This window comes from Stenotrophomonas sp. MH181796 (assembly GCF_009659995.1).
GTDB lineage: Bacteria > Pseudomonadota > Gammaproteobacteria > Xanthomonadales > Xanthomonadaceae > Stenotrophomonas > Stenotrophomonas riyadhensis.
Map to the genome: position 1 here is coordinate 40360 of NZ_RAHU01000011.1, position 17304 is coordinate 57663.

The 17304-nt window shown below is 68.0% G+C and carries 16 protein-coding genes; 5 read left to right on the forward strand and 11 right to left on the reverse strand.

Translation table 11 applies throughout. The features are described 5' to 3' along the window. From D5301_RS22775 to D5301_RS22800, 6 genes are all read right to left on the reverse strand, one after another. Window positions 1-1422, reverse strand: a complete 1422-nt coding sequence (locus D5301_RS22775) for an FAD/NAD(P)-binding protein (RefSeq protein WP_153856974.1) — start codon at window positions 1420-1422, stop codon at window positions 1-3. A 45-nt stretch (window positions 1423-1467) separates the two neighbouring features. Then, window positions 1468-2886: a cardiolipin synthase gene (cls, locus tag D5301_RS22780; protein WP_153856988.1), complete on the reverse strand. Its 1419-nt coding sequence runs from the start codon at window positions 2884-2886 to the stop codon at window positions 1468-1470. A gap of 261 nt (window positions 2887-3147) precedes the next feature. Then, window positions 3148-3315, reverse strand: a complete 168-nt coding sequence (gene rpmG / locus D5301_RS22785) for a 50S ribosomal protein L33 (RefSeq protein ID WP_169411268.1) — start codon at window positions 3313-3315, stop codon at window positions 3148-3150. Between the two features lie 10 nt (window positions 3316-3325). Beyond that, window positions 3326-3562: a 50S ribosomal protein L28 gene (gene rpmB / locus D5301_RS22790; RefSeq protein WP_005411638.1), complete on the reverse strand. Its 237-nt coding sequence runs from the start codon at window positions 3560-3562 to the stop codon at window positions 3326-3328. Window positions 3563-3956: 394 nt separating this feature from the next. Continuing rightward, window positions 3957-4466 (reverse strand): DNA polymerase III subunit epsilon, encoded by a 510-nt coding sequence (dnaQ, locus tag D5301_RS22795; RefSeq protein ID WP_153856975.1) that lies wholly within the window; start codon window positions 4464-4466, stop codon window positions 3957-3959. Window positions 4467-4521: 55 nt separating this feature from the next. Then, entirely contained in the window at window positions 4522-5415 is an 894-nt protein-coding gene (locus D5301_RS22800; RefSeq protein WP_153856976.1) for a LysR family transcriptional regulator, read from the reverse strand. Between the two features lie 108 nt (window positions 5416-5523). On the opposite strand from D5301_RS22800, the gene D5301_RS22805 reads away from it, so the two are divergent. After that, window positions 5524-5922 carry a RidA family protein gene (locus tag D5301_RS22805; protein ID WP_014038962.1) on the forward strand — a complete coding sequence of 133 codons (399 nt, stop codon included), beginning with the start codon at window positions 5524-5526 and terminating at the stop codon, window positions 5920-5922. Window positions 5923-6025: 103 nt separating this feature from the next. Here the strand turns inward: D5301_RS22805 and D5301_RS24325 are convergent, their stop codons facing one another. Further along, complete coding sequence (locus D5301_RS24325) at window positions 6026-6712, reverse strand: hypothetical protein (protein ID WP_228756494.1); 687 nt, start codon at window positions 6710-6712, stop codon at window positions 6026-6028. A gap of 176 nt (window positions 6713-6888) precedes the next feature. On the opposite strand from D5301_RS24325, the gene D5301_RS22815 reads away from it, so the two are divergent. The 4 genes from D5301_RS22815 to D5301_RS22830 are packed head-to-tail and all read left to right on the forward strand — an operon-like array spanning window position 6889 to window position 12953. Then, the gene (locus D5301_RS22815) at window positions 6889-7221 is read left to right on the forward strand and encodes a hypothetical protein (protein WP_153856977.1); all 333 of its coding nucleotides are present in this window, start codon (window positions 6889-6891) and stop codon (window positions 7219-7221) included. A 56-nt stretch (window positions 7222-7277) separates the two neighbouring features. Continuing rightward, a complete protein-coding gene (locus D5301_RS22820; RefSeq protein WP_153856978.1) occupies window positions 7278-8531 on the forward strand; it encodes a TolC family protein in 1254 nt (417 codons plus the stop codon). After that, complete coding sequence (locus tag D5301_RS22825; protein ID WP_153856979.1) at window positions 8528-9733, forward strand: efflux RND transporter periplasmic adaptor subunit; 1206 nt, start codon at window positions 8528-8530, stop codon at window positions 9731-9733. Before D5301_RS22820 ends, D5301_RS22825 begins: the two co-directional genes overlap by 4 nt. A gap of 10 nt (window positions 9734-9743) precedes the next feature. Next, entirely contained in the window at window positions 9744-12953 is a 3210-nt protein-coding gene (locus D5301_RS22830) for a CusA/CzcA family heavy metal efflux RND transporter (RefSeq protein WP_153856980.1), read from the forward strand. 96 nt (window positions 12954-13049) lie between these two features. Here D5301_RS22830 and D5301_RS22835 read toward each other — a convergent pair whose 3' ends face one another. The 4 genes from D5301_RS22835 to D5301_RS22850 all read right to left on the reverse strand — a co-directional run bounded on the left by D5301_RS22835 (window position 13050) and on the right by D5301_RS22850 (window position 17284). After that, on the reverse strand, window positions 13050-14822 hold the full coding sequence (locus tag D5301_RS22835; RefSeq protein WP_164161673.1) for a DUF885 family protein: 1773 nt from the start codon (window positions 14820-14822) through the stop codon (window positions 13050-13052). Window positions 14823-15159: 337 nt separating this feature from the next. Then, window positions 15160-15507, reverse strand: a complete 348-nt coding sequence (locus D5301_RS22840) for a lipid-A-disaccharide synthase N-terminal domain-containing protein (RefSeq protein WP_043399630.1) — start codon at window positions 15505-15507, stop codon at window positions 15160-15162. Continuing rightward, entirely contained in the window at window positions 15507-16229 is a 723-nt protein-coding gene (locus D5301_RS22845; protein ID WP_005420380.1) for a glycosyltransferase family 2 protein, read from the reverse strand. The genes D5301_RS22840 and D5301_RS22845 overlap by 1 nt, the downstream gene beginning before the upstream one ends. 89 nt (window positions 16230-16318) lie before the next feature. Then, window positions 16319-17284: an NAD-dependent epimerase/dehydratase family protein gene (locus tag D5301_RS22850; RefSeq protein WP_153856981.1), complete on the reverse strand. Its 966-nt coding sequence runs from the start codon at window positions 17282-17284 to the stop codon at window positions 16319-16321. Window positions 17285-17304 lie beyond the last annotated feature (20 nt).

The following is a 17304-nucleotide window of genomic DNA, read 5'->3' on the forward strand; positions in this document are numbered from 1 at the left end:
TTACGGCATCGCCGTCGCGGCTCCTGCGACCACCTGGGTTGCCAGTGCGTGCGCCTGCTGACGCAGTTCAGGCACCGCCAGGCTTTCCCACAGGCTGCCGATGCGCAGGCTGCCGAGCACGCCCAGCCGTGCCTGCGGCTGGCCACCGGCGGCACACAGGCGATCGCCCGGCACCGTGCTGTCCAGGCCCAGCCCGTGCGGGCCGGGGCGCGCCAATCCATCAGCCTGCAGCTGCTGCAGCAACGGATTGCGCAGCGCGCTGGCACGGGTTTCCACGCCGGTGGCGTTGATCACCCCGCTGATCGTCCACTGCTGTTCATTGCCGGTGGCATCGCGGCCGGACAACCGCAGGGCATCGCCTTCGCGCCAGACGCGCTGCAGGCGGGACCGATGGATACACAGTTGGGCGCTGTCCTGCAGCGTCTGCAGCTGCGCATCCACCTCTTCGGCGATGCGGTGGCGATGCACGTCCCAATAGCGCACCACATGGCGCAGGAAGCGGCGCTGGTCGGCCTCATCGAGGCTGCACCACAGCGCCTGCCCGTGCGGGCGGATGCGGTCCATCACGCCCTGCCACGGCAGGCCATCGGCCTGCGCCTGGCGTGCGAACCCGCGCAATGCGTGCAGGCGCTGGCGCAGGTTCATCGGCAGCAACGTGGCCGGGTCGAAGCTGGGCAGGCCACCACGCGCGTGCGGCAACGGCAGCAGGCCATGGCGCGAGATCACATGCAGCGGGCCGGTGTGGCCGGCAGCGACCAGCGCCAGCACGGTGTCGGCCATGCTCAGGCCGGAACCGACAATGGCCACGGCCTGCTCACCGGCCAGGGTGCGTACGCCGTCGTAGTCCCAGGCCTCGATCACGTCATCCGCAGGCAGCGCATCAGCACCGGCCACCGGCAGCGGGCGCATGCTGTTGCCGGTAGCCAGCACCGCCTGTGCGGCGTGCAGCGTCTGGCCATCGCCCAGCTGCAGCCGGTAACCGTGGTCATCCGGCTGCAGGCCCAGCACCGGCTGCGCGATCACCTGCAGCTGCGCCGGGCTGGCTGTGGCGGCGTCCTGCAGGCGCTGTTGCAGGTAGGCCGCGAAGTAGTGGCGGCACACGTAACGCTCGCCCAGCACCTCGCGCGCCTCGCCCGGGTAGGCGTTGGCGGCCATCAGGTAGTCGAGGAAATCGCCGGGCTGGTCGGCAAACGCACTCATCTTCGCCGCCGGCACGTTCAGCAGATGCTCCGGCCACGGCGTGGCATAGGCGATGCCCTGCGCCAGCTGCGAAGCCGGCTCGAAGATGGCCAGCGCCAGCGGCGCATGGGCCTGGCGCAGTACCTGGATCGCCACCAGCACGCCGGCCGCACCACCACCGATGATTGCCAGGTCCAGTTCGCCATTACGCGGTGAATCAGTCATGCGCCGATTGTAGGCCATCGGCGATGACAGGCCGGATTGCCGAAATGGGCGGCCGGCCTTGCCTCACATCAACGCATCGGCCAGGCGTGCGATGCCTTCGCGGCTGCGCCGCCACGTGGGGCGGCTGCGCCACTGCTGCAGGTCCAGCTGCCGCGACTCACGCAGGTAGCCGTCCTCGATCGCGCACAACTGCTGCACCAGCGCGCGGTCGTAGCAGATCAGGCCGATCTCGGCATTCAGCGCGAACGAGCGGATATCCATGTTGATCGAGCCCAGCACGGCGATGTCCTCGTCCACGCTCATGTGCTTGGCGTGCAGGAACTGCGGTTCGTACAGGGCGATGCGCACGCCACAGCGCAGCAGCTCGTCGTAGTACGCCTCCTGCGCCCACGAGGTCAGCCGCTGGTTGTTGCTGGCCGACAGGATCAGCTGCACGTCCACGCCGGACAACGCCGCGATGCGCAGCGCGCTCAGCGTGGCTTCGTCGGGCACGAAGTACGGGGTGACCATCACCAGCCGGCGCCGCGCCAGGTGGATCAGTGCCGCCACCGCATCGCGTGCGTTGCTGTACGGATAGGCAGGGCCGCTGGGCAACAGCTGGGTGGCGATGTCATCGCTGCACTCGGGCACATCGGCGATCACGTCCAGGCGCTGGCCGGTTTCCATGTACCAGTCGCTGGCGAACACCGCTTCCAGGTGCGCCACCGCCGGGCCACGCACGCGCGCCACCAGTTCGCGGTTCGGGTGGCCGGGCACGAACCCGGGGCCGGCCAGGTTCTGTGAACCGACATACGCCACTTCGTTGTCGATCACCGCGATCTTGCGGTGGTTGCGCAGGTCCATGCGCCCGCTGCGCCGCCAGCGCAGGCCACCGGGCAGCATCGCGCGCACTTCGATGTCGCGCGCTTCCAGGCGCTTGCGATAGGCGCGCAGGCCGCGCTTGGCACCCACCGCGTCGAGCAGCACGCGGCACTGCACGCCACGCGCGGCGGCACGCTGCAGCGCCTCGACCACCGCCTCGCCCACCGCGTCATCGAACATCAGGTAGTACAGCAGGTGCACGCGGTCTTCGGCCTGGTCGATGTCGGCGATCAGCGTGTGCAGCGATTCGTCGTAGTCGGTCAGCAGGTCCACCGCGTTGCCGTGCACCGGCATGAAGTCGCCCTGGCGCTGCACCAGCGGCACGATCTCGGCGCTGGCGGTGTCCGGCTGCGGGGCCCAGCGCAGGCGATGCTGCAGCGCCTGTTCCTCGCGGATCACCTGCGAGGCCTCGGCCTGGCGGCGGATGCGCTCACGCGACAGCCACGGGTGGCCGAACAGCAGGTACAGCGGCAGGCCCAGCAGCGGCACGAAGCCGACCAGCAGCAGCCAGCTGCGCGCCGCCCCCGGCGTGGTGCGGGTGGGAATCCAGCACAGCGCGACCAGCCGGATCAGCCAGTCGATCAGCAGCAGGTAGGAACCCAGCAACCACTCGAACAGCATCGCGTCGCCCGTCGGGAGGTGATGGGCCATTCTGCCCACCGGCCCTTGTAGAGTCGAGCCGCGCTCGACGGCCTTGAACCAGCGTGTCGACCAAGGTCGACACCTACCGGGGGCGGGATAAGTGTGCCAACCAAGGTTGGCACCTACCGGGGGTCGAGGGAGTGGGCCGACCAACGGTCGGCCCCCACCCTCTGGATGCCAGGCATGAAAAAACCCGCCACAAGGGCGGGTTTCTTCGCGGGGACCAGCAATCCTTGCGGATTACTTGATCTTGCCTTCCTTGTACAGGACGTGCTTGCGCACGACCGGATCGTACTTCAGGAATTCCATCTTCCCCGGGGTGTTCTTCTTGTTCTTGTCGGTCGTGTAGAAGTGGCCGGTACCGGCCGAGGAAATCATACGGACCTTATCGCGCTTGCCTGCCATGATGCTTTACTCCTCAGACCTTTTCGCCGCGCGCACGCAGCTCAGCCAGAACGGAATCAATGCCGTTCTTGTCGATGGTGCGCAGTGCATGCGCGGAAACACGAAGCTTGACCCAGCGGTTCTCGCTGGCCACCCAGAAACGGCGCTCGTGCAGATTCGGCAGGAAACGACGACGGGTCTTGTTGTTGGCGTGCGAGACGTTGTTACCCGTCTGCACTCGCTTGCCGGAAACCTGGCATACGCGGGACATTGCGCACCTCGATAGTAGTAGTTGTCAGCCCGTAGCCCGGGAGACGGCGGCCTCGATGGTTGCCCACCACACGTCAAGAGAATCAAAGGGTTACGCTGGCGTTGGGCGGCCGGGGACGTGTTCCCGAGGGCGCCGCCCGGTAGAAAACCGGACACAGCGAGCCGCGCATTATGCACGGGTTTAAGCACTTTCGCAAGTTACCCACAGGCTGGGGCTGAACGCGACGGCCACCTTCCTGTAGAGCCGAAGGTAGCGGCAGGAGCCGCTGCCAACGTCGCTTGCGACGGCCCGTAGGGTGACGGTCAGGACGACCGGCATAGCCCATGCTCGGCTGCTTCGGCCCGCAAGACCGAGCCGAGCGTGGGCTCGGCTCTACACAAGCGGCCGGGCCGGCTCAACGCAGGTGCGGAATCACCTGGGCCAGCAGATGGGCATCCTTCAACGCGCCATGCAGGCCGCGGTTGCCGGGAATGCGCAGGCGCTGCAGCACATCATCCAGCTTGTTGCCCTGGCCGGGCCAGCGCCCGCGCGCCAGCTTCAGGCTGCAGGTGATGCGGCAATGCTGGGCCAGCGTGCCGGGGATGCCCGCCAGGCGCAGCTCGTTGTCCAGGAAGCCCACATCGAAGGTGGCGTTGTGCGCGATCATTTCGCTGCCGCGCAGGAAGTCCAGCAGTTCGGCGGCCTTGCTGGAGAACAGTGGCTTGCCCACCAGCATCGCATCGCTGATGCCATGCACGCGCTGTGCGCCCCAATCGACCTTACGCTGCGGCTGCAGGTAGGTGTGGAACTGGCGGCCGGTCAGCTGGCCATCGATCAGTTCGACGGCACCGATTTCGATCACCCGGTGCCCCAGGCGGTGGGAAATGCCGGTGGTTTCGGTATCCAGTGCGACGATGCGGCTCATCAGGGTATGCGTTCTCCAGTACGTGCAGCCGGATTTTCGCACGCGACCGATGCACTCACCCCAACGCTTCCACCACCCAATCAATGAATACCCGCAGACGCTGGCTCATGTGCCGGTTCGGCGGGAACATCACATGCATCGGCATGGGCGGCAGCTGCCAGTCCTGCAGCACCGGCAGCAGCTCACCACGCGCCACGTGCGGTTCGGCCATGTAGCTGGGCAACGCGACCACGCCCAGACCCGCCAACGCCGCGGCCAGATAGGCGTTGCCGTCGTCGAAGCCGACCGTGTAGCGGCCCTGCACCTCGATGCGCTCATCGCCGCGCTGGGCGCTGAACACCCGCGCCCGGCCACTGCGCGGGCTGAGGAAACCGACCATGTGGTGGTCCGGCCCTTCCAGCGCACGCGGATCGGCCGGCAACCCGAAACGCTGCACATAGCCCGGGCTGGCGTGGAAACCGATCGGCAGTGCAGCCAACGGCCGCGCCACTAGCGCCGGATTGCCCGGGGTGCCGCCGCGGATCACGCAGTCGACGTTGTCGGCGATGACGTCGACCTCGCGGTCACTCACGCCAATGTCTAGCTGGATCTCCGGGTAGCGCGCCTGGAAATCCGGCAGCGCCGGCACCAGCCGCAAGCGCGCGTACGGCCCGGGCACATCCACGCGCAGGCGCCCGCGCGGCTGGGTGGCCGCGTCGCCCAGCCCGCCCTCCACCTCTTCCAGCTCGGCCAGCAGGCGGGCGATGCGCGGGTAATAGGCCGCGCCATCGGCGGTGACGCTGACCCGGCGCGTGGTGCGGTTGAGCAACCGCAGCCGCAGGTGCGCCTCCAGTTGCTGCACCAGCTGGGTGGCCGTGGTGCGGCTGATCTGCAGGGTCTGCGCGGCGCGGGTGAAGCTGCCGGTTTCCACTACCCGGGCAAACGCCCGCATCGCCTCGAAACGGTCCATGGCTGGCCATGATTGTTTGGGATTGGCAATCAATCTAGGCCGATCATCGCGGTTTATCCAGACAGCGGTTGCGCGGAGGATGGCGTTCTCTCTTATGGGATCTCCCCCATGTCACAGCGTGATGTCGTTTTCCCCGCCGGCCGCCAGGCCCTGTACGAGCGCAACCGCTACTCGCCGGCGATCCGATCCAACGGCTTCCTGTTCGTCTCCGGCCAGGTCGGCAGCCGCGAAGACGGCTCGCCCGAGCCGGATTTCGAAACCCAGGTGCGCCGCGCCTTCGAGAATCTCAACGCGGTGCTGGCTGCCGCCGGCTGCACCTTCGATGACGTGATCGACGTGACCGTGTTCCTGGTCGACCCCGAGAAGAACTTCGAGAAGGCCTGGGCGATCGTGCCCGAGTACTGGGGCGAAGCGCCGCATCCGACCCTGACCGGTATCGGCGTGACCTGGCTGTATGGGTTCCAGTTCGAGATCAAGGTGATCGCGAAGCTGCCTGCAGACCGGTAGTGCCGGCCGCTGGCCGGCAATGGCAGGCGATTGCCTGCGCTCGTGAGGTTGCCGGCCAGCGGCCGGCACTACCCAGACGAAGGGCACTGCCCCCGCGCGGCCATCATTCCGCAGCAAATTCCAGTGTCCGACGCCAACGCAATGGCTTGGTCGCACGCGCCGGGTCAGGGCCGAACTGGCTCAACCAGCCAGCGGCCATTGCACGGGCACGCAAGCGTTCGCCAACGCCTTCGGCGACTTCCACTTCAACGCGGGTTACCTTGCCTTCGGCATCCACGTCCAGCACCCAGACCAGCTTGCCCACCCATTCGGCCGCCGGGACGGACGGGTCGTAGTTCGGGCGGCCAGCAACGTAGGGGCCGTCGTGCCCTAGATACAGCGGAGACTCCTCCAAGCGGTGATCGACACGAACGGCGGCTTTGCCGGTCCGGCCGTCGCCAAGAACGGCATCCACCGTCCACGTGCCGGCCGTCCCCGCAGTGCCAAGGTCCGCTGGGAAACAGGTCTTGCGGCCACGGAAACCGTCATGCCGGACCTGCGAGATGCGAACGCCATTGGCGTCGCGAATGGTGAGTTCCAATCCGCCCACATCGGCGTCTTCTCCACCGGCGGCAACGCAGATGCGGTGGTCGTGCAGTCCATCGGCAACGAACTGGTAGGCCACTGATCGCGCGATGGCGTCCGCGGGTGTCGGCGACCACAGTAACTCGACGTAGACGTCATCCGAAGCCTGGACAGCGGGGCTGACCAACACCATCAGCAGCCCAACAGCAGCGACGCGTGCGTTCATCGTTCCCTCCCTGGTGACGAATCCCGATCGTCACCGAAGGCGTTGCAAGGTGCAATGGACCGCCCGTGCAAGGGCAATCCGCAGTGCAGGACGCCACCTGAACGGGAGATTCCGACGAATTCCCGAAGCGTCCATTGATATTGTATCCGGCGAAAACCGCTTGCTAGCCTCCCTTCATGCGCCGGATCTCCCGCCACCTTCGCTCGTACCTGCTGATGCTGCTGATGGCGGCATTCGTGGTCGTGCCGGTGGCCGACGCGCTGGCCTGCACGGTGGAACCGCACGCCAGCACGGTGCATGTGGAGTCCGCTCCGGATGCCGATGGCGATGCCGACGGCAAGCACGTCGGTGCCTGTGGCCACAACCACTGCCACCACTCCAACCTGAGCCTGCCGGCCAGTACCCTCGCCGCCTTCGGTGCGCCACTGCCGGCGCGCTGGATGAATGCCGGCGACGCGGCGACCTATGCGGTCGCCCAGGATGAATTGACGCGTCCCCCCCGGGCGTGAGTTGAGCGCGTCCCGCGATTGCGGGCTCCCGTTTCACTCACAACCGGAATCCCCCTATGTCGATCCTGACACCTCGGTCGCCGCGCGCGGCCGGGCTGGTCGTCGCCGTGTTGCTGGGCCTGGCCCCGGCGACATCGGTGATGGCGCAAGCCGCCCCTTCCTACGACACCCTGCTTGAACGCCTGGACCAGCTGCCCGGTACCCGCGTCGGTACGGCGCTGGCCGAGGCCGCCGACGCGCGCGCCGACCAGGCCCGTGCGTTGCCCAACCCTTCCCTCTCCTACTCCGCCGAGAACGCCTGGGGCACCGGCTCCTATGGCGGCATGGGCAAGGCCGATACCGTGCTCACCCTGTCCCAGCCGCTGGAGGTCTGGGGCCAGCGTGGCGCGCGTGTCCGTGCCGCCCGTGCCGAGGCACAGGCTGCCAACCTGCGTGGTGCCCAAAGCCGCAGCGACGTGGCCAGCCAGCTGGCGGTGGTCTACGCACAGGCGGAAAGTGCACTGCGCCGCTACTCCCTGGCCGAAGAGGCGCTGACCCTCACCCGCGATGACGCCAACGCGGTCAACGCGATGGTCAAGCAGGGCCGCGAGCCACAGCTGCGCGCGGTGCAGGCGCAGAGCGAAGTGGCCAATGCCAGCGCTGCGCTGGATGAAGCGCAGGCCTTCCGCGATGCCGCGCTGGCCCGCCTGGCCGGTGCCGCGCTGCTGGATGCGCCGGTGCAGTCGATCGACGACAGCCTGCTCGACCGGGCCCCGCCGCTGCCGCGTGGCGCCACCGACGTGGCACTGGCGGTGCGCATCGCCGAAGCCGAAGCCGATGCGGCCGGCAAGCTGGTCGACGTGGAGCGCAAGCGCGCCCTGCCCGACCTCAGTGTCACCGCCGCACAGACCCGCTTCCGCGAAGGCGGCGAGCGTGCCTACAACCTCGGGGTCAGCCTCAGCATCCCGCTGTTCGACCGCAACCGCGGGGGCATCCGCGCCGCCAATGCCGACCAGCGCGCGGCCGAGGCCCGCCTGGACCAGCAGCGCCGCGACAGCGAGGCCGAGCGCCTGTCTGCCGTGGCCGGGCTGAAGGCGGCCGGCAGCCGTACCCGCGCCGCCGATGAAAGCGTGGTCGCCGCCGAAGAGGCGTATCGCCTCGCACGCGTCGGCTTCGACGCCGGACGCATCTCGCAGCTGGAACTGCGCAGCACGCGCAGCGCCCTCATCGCCGCCCGCGGCACCGCCGTGGATGCGCGCCTGTCGCGCGTCGGCGCGGAAATCGATCTTGCCCGCCTTGAGGGGCGCGCACCTTTTGTGGAGGCCAAATGACTCTCTCCCGTACTTTCCCGCTGATCGGCGGCGTGCTGCTGACCATGCTGCTGGCCGGCTGCGCTGGCAACGCGCAGACGCCTGCCAATGAAGACCCCGCTGCGGCCAAGGCCGGCACCGACGATGGCCACGGCCATGCCGCCGACAGCAAGGAGGCCAAGGCGGAAACCGCCAAGGCCCCCGCCGACGCCGATGAAGGCGTGGTGCAGCTGACCCAGGAACAGATCAAGGCCTCCGGTATCGAAGTGGTCGCGATCGGTCGCGGTGGCGGTGGCTCGACCCGGCTGTCCGGCAGGGTCGAGCCCACCGTGGGCGCCCGCGCTTCGGTTGCCTCCACGGTGACCGGCCGCGTCGAACGCGTGCTGGTCGCGCCAGGCACGGCGGTGAAGCAGAACCAGGCGCTGGCGATCGTGGTCAGCGGTGAGGCTGCGGTGTTCCGCGCCAATGCGCTGGCTGCATCGGCCGAAGCCGAGGCCGCGCGCCTGGCCTATGGCCGCGACAAGGCGCTGGTCGACCAGGGTGTGGTCGCCCGCCAGGAACTGGAGGCCTCGCGCGCCCGCTCGCTGGCGGCACAGGCCCAGGCCGCTGCCGCGCAGGCCCAGGCCGCCGCCAACGGTGCGCCCGATGCCAGTGGCCGCGTGCGCATCACCAGCCCGGTGGCCGGCATCGTCGGCAACGTGCAGGTCACCCCGGGCGGCGTGGTCGCTGCCGGCAGCGCGGTGGCCGATGTCGCCGATCCGGCGATGAACGAACTGGTGTTCACCGCGCCGCCCGCGCTGGCCGCACAGGTCACGCCCGGCATGAAGCTGGAAGTGAGCGTGCCGGGTGGCAGCTTCACCGCCACCGTCACCGGTTCGGCCGCTGATGTGCGCCAGCAGGGCGGCGTCGCGGTGATCCGCGCCACGCCGGTGGACGCTTCGCTGCCGCCGGCCGGTTCGCCGGTATCGGCGGTGGTGGTCACCGAAGGCCAGGACGGTTCGCTCAGCGTGCCCGCCGATGCGGTGCAGAACGTCGATGGCGGCAGCGCGGTGTTCGTTGCCGTCGACGGCGGCTTCAAGGCTCAGCCGGTGCTGGCCGGGCGCCGTGCCGGCGACCGCATCGAGATCCTCGGTGGGCTGACCGGCAACGAGCGCATCGTCGGTGCCAACGCCTTCCTGCTCAAGGCCGAACTGGCCAAGGGCGAAGCCGAGCACGGCCACTGAGGAGGCGACCATGTTCAAGCTGATCATTGAAACAGCGGTGCGCCACCGCTGGCTGGTGGTGTTCATGGCGGCGCTGATCGCTGCCGTGGGCCTGTTCCAGCTGGGCAAGCTGCCGATCGACGCGGTGCCGGACATCACCAACCGCCAGGTGCAGATCAACACGGTGGCACCGGCACTGACCCCGGAGCAGATCGAGCGGCAGGTGACCTATCCGCTGGAAACCGCGCTGGCCGGCATTCCCGGCCTGACCACCACGCGTTCGCTGTCGCGCAATGGCTTCTCGCAGGTCACCGCGATCTTCACCGATGCGACCGACATCTACTTCGCCCGCCAGCAGGTGGCCGAACGCATGCGCGAGGCATCCGAAGACCTGCCCGATGGCGCGTCGCCGATGCTGTCGCCGGTCACCACCGGCCTCGGCGAAGTGCTGATGTGGACCGTGGACTTCACCGCGTTCGATCCGGCCAGGCTGGCCAAGCCCGGTGAAGCCGGCTGGCAGGCCGGCGAGGTCTACCGCACGCCGGAAGGCAACCTGCTGCGCACGCCGGAAGAACGTGCCACCTACCTGCGCACCGTGCAGGACTGGATCATTGCGCCGCAGATGCGTTCCAGCCCGGGGCTGGCCGGCGTCGATACGGTCGGCGGCTACGTCAAGGAATACGGCGTGCATCCGGACAGCGCCCGACTGGCCGCGCACGGCCTCGGCCTGGCCGATCTGGTCACTGCCCTGCAGCGTTCCAACGTGCAGGCCGGTGCCGGTTTCGTGCAGCGTGCCGGCGAAGGCCTGGTGGTGCGTGCCGATGGCCTGGCGCTGACCACCGACGACCTGGCACAGGCCCCGGTGGCCACCCGCAATGGCGTAGTGGTGCGCGTGGCCGATGTGGCCGAGGTCGAGCTGAGCCGCGCGCCACGCCTGGGTGCGGCCAGCCGCAACGGCCATGAAGCCGTGCTGGGCACCGCGCTGATGATCGCCGGCGGCAACAGCCGCACCGTGGCCCAGGCCGCCGCCGCGCGCCTGGAACAGGTGAACAAGTCGCTGCCGGCCGACATCGTGGCGGCACCGGTGCTGGACCGCAGCGTACTGGTCAATTCCACCATCAAGACCGTGGCCAAGAACCTCACCGAGGGCGCGCTGCTGGTGGTGGTGGTGCTGTTCCTGCTGCTGGGCAACCTGCGTGCGGCGACGATCACCGCGCTGGTGATTCCGCTGTCGTTCCTGTTCGCAGTCATCGGCATGAACCGCTTCGGCATCAGCGGCAACCTGATGAGCCTGGGTGCGCTGGACTTCGGCATCCTGGTGGACGGTGCGGTGATCGTGGTCGAGTCGACGCTGCTGATGCTGGGCCAGCGCCGTGCCGAACTGGGCCGTGCGTTGACCGCGATGGAACGCCTGCGCGTGGCCGCCGATTCGGCGATGAAGATGGCCCGCCCTGCGGCCTTCGGCCAGCTGATCATCCTGCTGGTGTTCGCGCCGATCCTTACCCTGGAAGGCGTGGAGGGCAAGACGTTCCACCCGATGGCGGCCACCTTCATGCTGGCCCTGGTCGGTGCCTTCATCTTCTCCTTCACCTTCGTGCCGGCGATGGCCGCACTGCTGGTGCGCGAGCCCAAGGTGAAGGACGGCGATACACATGCTGACGATGGCGAGCACGAGACGAAGCTGATCCGCGTGCTGCGTGCGCGCATCGAGCCGGTGGTGCGCAAGGCCGTGGCGCATCCGCGCACGGTGCTGGCCGGTGCGGTGATGATGGTGGTGGTGGGCATCGGTTCGTTCTCGCTGCTGGGCCGCGAGTTCATGCCGACGCTGGACGAAGGCAACGTGGCGATGCAGGCCCTGCGCGTGCCGTCGACCTCGCTGGAGCAGTCGCTGGCGATGCAGCTGGCACTGGAAAAGGCAATTGCCAAGCAGCCGGAAGTAGAAACCGTGTTCTCGCGCACCGGTACCGCCGAGGCGGCGATCGACCCGATGCCGACCAACATCTCCGACAGCGTGATCGTGCTCAAGCCACGCAAGGACTGGCCGGATCCGAAGCTGGGCAAGGACGCGCTGGTGGCACGCTTCGAAACGCTGGCCGGGCAGCAGCTGGGCAACAGCTTCGAGTTCAGCCAGCCGATCGAACTGCGCTTCAACGAACTGATCTCCGGCGTGCGTACCGACCTTGCGGTGATGATCTTCGGCGATGACTTCAGCCAGCTGCAGAAGGTGGCCGATCAGGTAGCGCTGAAGCTGCGTGCGGTGAACGGCGCGGCCGACGTGCGGGTGGAACAGATCTCCGGCCTGCCCACGCTCAACGTGGCCATCGACCACGTGGCGGCGGCGCAGTATGGGCTGACCGCGGCGGACGTGAGCGATGCACTGTCCACCGGCATTGGTGGCACGGCGGCCGGCAAGATCTTCGAGGGCGACCGCCGCTTCAACGTGGTGGTGCGCCTGGACGATGCCTCGCGCAACGATCCGGACCAGTTGGCGTCGTTGCCGATTGCTACGCCATCGGGGCTGGTGATTCCGCTGTCGTCGGTCGCGCGCATCACGGTCAGCGAAGGGCCGAACCAGATCAGCCGCAACAACGGCAGCCGCCGCGTGGTGGTGCAGGCCAACGTGCGCGGCCGCGACCTGGGCGGTTTCGTCGGCGAAGCGCAGGCCGCAGTGGCCGACGTGGCACTGCCGCCGGGTGCCTACCTGACCTGGGGTGGCCAGTTCGAGAACCTGCAGCGCGCGGAAAAGCGGCTGGCGACGGTGGTACCGGTGGTATTCCTGCTGATCGGCAGCCTGCTGTTCATGGCCCTGCGCAGCGGCAAGGAAGCCATTCTGGTGTTCAGCTGCGTGCCGTTGGCGCTGGTCGGCGGCATCCTCGCGCTGCTGCTGCGTGGCATGCCGTTCTCGGTGTCGGCGGCGGTCGGCTTCATCGCCGTCTCCGGCGTGGCCACCTTGAACGGTCTGGTACTGATGCAGGCGATCCGCGAGCGCCTGGATGCCGGTGACCTGCCGCTGCAGGCGGCGATCAACGGTGCGTCGAGCCGCATCCGCGCGGTGCTGACCACGGCGCTGGTGGCGATCGTCGGCTTCATTCCGATGGCGATCGCCAGCGGTTCCGGTGCCGAGGTGCAGAAGCCGCTGGCGACGGTGGTGATCGGTGGCCTGATCACCGCCACCGTGCTGACCCTGCTGGTGCTGCCGACCTTCGCGGCACGGGTGGCCAAGCCGCGGGCGGTGGGGTGATGTGATGCCGGGGTCGGAGCCCTTTCCGTGGGAAAGGGATCCGACCCCATGACCGGGCCGGATTGCCGGCCAGCGGCCGGCACTACCCTTGCACGGTCAGGCCTTCTTGCGTTCGGCGATGTAGGCCTGGATCTGCTGTTCCAGCACCGGCAGCGGCACCGAGCCCTGCTTGAGCAGGGTGTCGTGGAAGCCCTTGATGTCGAACTTGTCGCCCAGCTCCTTCTCGGCCTGCGCGCGCAGGCGCACGATGGCGATTTCGCCCAGCTTGTAGCTCAGCGCCTGGCCCGGCCAGGAAATGTAGCGGTCCACTTCGGTGGTCACTTCATGCTCGCTCAGCGCGGTGTGGTCACGCAGGTAGGCCAGCGCCTGCTCGCGGCTCCAGCCCTTGCTGTGCACGCCGGTATCGATCACCAGGCGTGCAGCGCGCCACATTTCGTAGGTCAGGCGGCCGAAATCCTCGTACGGGGTTTCGTAGATGCCCATCTCCACGCCCAGCTTCTCGCAGTACAGCGCCCAGCCTTCGCCGTAGGCGGAGATGTAGGCGTTGCGGCGGAACTCGGGCAGGTTCTTCTGCTCGGCGGCAATGGCACCCTGCAGCGCGTGGCCCGGATCGGATTCATGCAGGGTCAGCGCCGGCAGGTTGTACAGCGGGCGCGACGGCAGGTTGTAGGTGTTGAGCCAGTAGGTGCCCATGCCACCACGGCCGGCGGTCCAGAACGGCGCGATGTCCGGCGGCACCGGCACAATGGTGAAGCGCGCGCGCGGCAGCGTCATGTACTTGCCGAGCTGGCCATCGGCCCGCTTGGAGATCCACGCGGCACGCGACAGCAGTTCCTCCGGCGTCTTGGCATAGAACTGCGGATCGGTGCGCAGGAAGGTCAGGAACTCGGCGAAGCTGCCCTTGAACTTCACCTGCTTGATGATGTCGTTCATTTCCTTCTGGATACGCGCGACTTCACCCAGGCCGATGCGGTGGATCTCGTCCGGCGACAGGTCCAGCGTGGTGTATTCGTGGATCTGCTGCTTGTAGTACGCCTTGCCGCCCGGCATCGCTTCGGCGGCCAGGGTGGTGCGCGCCTGCGGCACGTACTCGCTGACGAAGAAGGTGCGCAGCTGCTGGAACGCAGGCACTACCTTGCCACTGATTGCTTCGCGCGCCTGCGCCTGCAGCCTGGCCTGCTCGGCGGCCGGGATGCTGTTGGGCAGCTTCTTGAACGGTGCGTACAGCGGCGACTCGGTGGGATCCATCAGCTCGGCGACGGTGGCGATGGACACCTCGCGGCCATCGAGCACGGCACGCGGCACGCTGAAGCCACGCTTCAGGCCGGCGCGCATGTTCTCGGTCTGCTGGCCGAAGTAGCGCGGCACATCGTTCAGGCGAGCGATGTAGTTCTGGTAGTCCTGCGCGGTCTTCATCTCGCGCCGAGCCATGAAGGACAGGTTGGACCAGAACGAGGAGTCGGCGTTGAACGGCATCTCGTAGCCGCGCAGGCGCACGTCTTCGGCCAGGTTGAACACCTGGTCGCGGTAAATCGCGTAGTTGACCTGGTTGTCGGGCGACAGGGTCTTCGGGTCGATCTTCTTCAGCGCGGCCAGGGTCTCGTCCCACACCTTCAGGCGTGCCTGCTGCGCCGCCGGGCCGACGTCGGGCATGCGGGTGGCATTGGCCGGGGCATCCTCGTCCTCGCTGGCCTCGCCGCCGCCATCCTGGCGCCACTTCCATTCCTTCTCGTACACCGCACGGAAGGCGGCGTCGGCAGGCGATTCGGTGGCCACGCTGGCCGGTGCGGCGGTGGCGGGCGGCGCGGCCAGGGCCACGGCGGGGGCGGACAGGGCGATCAGCAGGGCAACGGCAAGACGGGTTTTCACGAGCACAGGTTCCCGGGAAGGCAGACCCCGATCATGGCACCGCCCACGGCCCATGGCATGGGACGAAGGTCCTGCCTGCAACGCAGGCAGGACCGGGAACCGGCCGCAGGCCGGGGCCCCAGCGCCGAAGACGCGTGGTAGAGCCGACTGTCAGTCGGCTGCTCTTCCGCCAGATGTAGCAAACCCCGCGCTTCGCGCGAAAGTCGACTCTACCCACAGCAGGCAGGACCCGGCACGGCCGCCGGACATGCAACAGAGCCACGCCATGCGTGGATGCGCCGGCGATCCGGACGGGGTCAGAGCCCTTTCCTGCGGAAAGGGATCCGACCCCGCAGCCTCAGTGGCTGGCCTTGTCGCGCTTCCAGCCCCGGTGCTTGATGTCCAGCTGCAGGCTGTACAGCGCGGTGAACGCCGGGAACAGGTTCTGCAGCACGCCCACCGAGTCCTGCTTGGCCGAGAACAGGAAGTAGCTCAGCGTCATCAGGCTGCCGACCACGCTCATGTACCAGAACAGGCGCGGGATCACCGGCTTGCCGGCGCGCTTGGAGGCGATGAACTGGACCAGCCAGCGGCCACCAAACATCAGCGCGCCGGTATAGCCGATCAGCTTCCAGCCGGTCACATGCAGGCCGGTCCAGTACAGCCAGGTCAGCGGCTGGTCGAGCCAGTGCAGCTCCAGGCCCATCACCGCTCTTCCACCGCGGTGCGCTTGCTGCGGGTGATCAGCCAGGCCACGCCGCGCAGGTCACGGATACCGACCAGCGCGCGGCCGAGGTTGTTGTACTTGGAGACACCGGCGGTACGGTGGCGGTGGTTGACCGGCACGCTGGTGGTCTTCCAGCCGGCGCGCTGCATCAGCGCCGGCAGGTAGCGGTGCATGTGGTCGAAATACGGCAGGTCGAGGAACGCGCTGCGCTCGAACAGCTTGATGCCGCAGCCGGTATCGGGCGTATCGTCGCGCAGCATGCGTGCACGGATGGCGTTGGCCCACTTGCTGGCCCAGCGCTTGCTGCCGCTGTCCTGGCGGTTGACGCGCCACCCGGCAAACAGCTTCACCTGCGCCTCGGCCGCATCGCGCGCCGCCAGCAGCTTGGGAATGTCGGCCGGATCGTTCTGCCCGTCACCATCCAGGGTCGCGATCCACGGCGCACGTGCGTGCTTGACGCCGGTGCGCACGGCGGTGCTCTGCCCGCTCTGGTTCACATGGTGCAGCACCCGCAGTTCCGGGGTGGTCGCCTTCAGGCCCTGCAGCACCGCCAGGGTGTCATCGCGCGAGTGGTCGTCGATGTAGACGATCTCGAACGGAAGCCGTCCACGCAGTGCGGCGGTGATTTCGGCAACCAGCGGGGCGACATTGTCGCGTTCGTTGAACACCGGGACGACAACGGAAAGCTCGGGTTGGCTCATAAGGCACTCGGCCAAAGGGGGACAAAGACCGCGCATTCTCCGAAGCCGAGGTTATCCGAAGATGAATCCGGCTGTGTGAGGATCCCTCCTCAGGCGCGGTCGCCAAAATACTCGCGGCACCACTGCACGACGGGGGGCAACCCTGCTTCGATCGGGGTCACCGCGTCGAAGCCGAATGCGTCATGGGCGCGCCGGGTATCGGCCATCGTGCGCACCATGTCGCCCGGCTGCATCGGCTTGTAGACCTTCTGCGCAGGGCGGCCGGCAGCCTGCTCGATCACGCTGATGAAGCGCTCCAGCTCGACCGGCGTATGGTTGCCGAGGTTGAACACCCGGTGCGGCACCGGACCGTCGGCCGGATGCGCGAGGGCGCCGAGGATACCCGACACGATGTCGGAAACATGTGTGAAGTCGCGTTGCATGCGGCCTTCGTTGAACACGTCGATCGGCCGCCCGGCCAGCACCGCACGCGAGAACAGCAGCGGCGCCATGTCCGGCCGGCCCCACGGGCCATACACGGTGAAGAAACGCAGGCCGGTGGCGTGCAGGCCGTACAGCTGCGCGTAGGTGTAGGCCATCAGCTCGTTGGCGGCCTTGGTCGCCGCGTACAGCGAGCGCGGCTGGTCCACGCGCTGGTCCTCGGAGAACGGCGGCGTAGCCGAATCACCGTAGACCGAGCTGCTGGAGGCATACACGAAGTGCTGCACGCCACGGTGGCGGCACAGTTCGAGCATGTTGACGAAGCCGACCAGGTTGCTGTCGACGTAGGCGTGCGGGTTTTCCAGCGAATAGCGCACGCCGGCCTGCGCGGCCAGGTGGATCACCGCAGTCGGCTGCACTTCATCGAATAGTGCGGCCAGGCCTTCGCGATCGGTCAGGTCGAGCGTGCGCAGGTCCAGCGCCGGGCACAGCGCGGCCACGCGGTCGCGCTTGATCTGCGGGTCGTAGTAGTCGTTGAAGTTGTCCAGGCCGACCACCGGCTGGCCCGCCTCCAGCAGCGCGCGGGCGGTGTAGGCACCGATGAAGCCGGCAGCGCCGGTAAGCAGGATGGTCATGGCAGGGGCCCGGAAGCAGA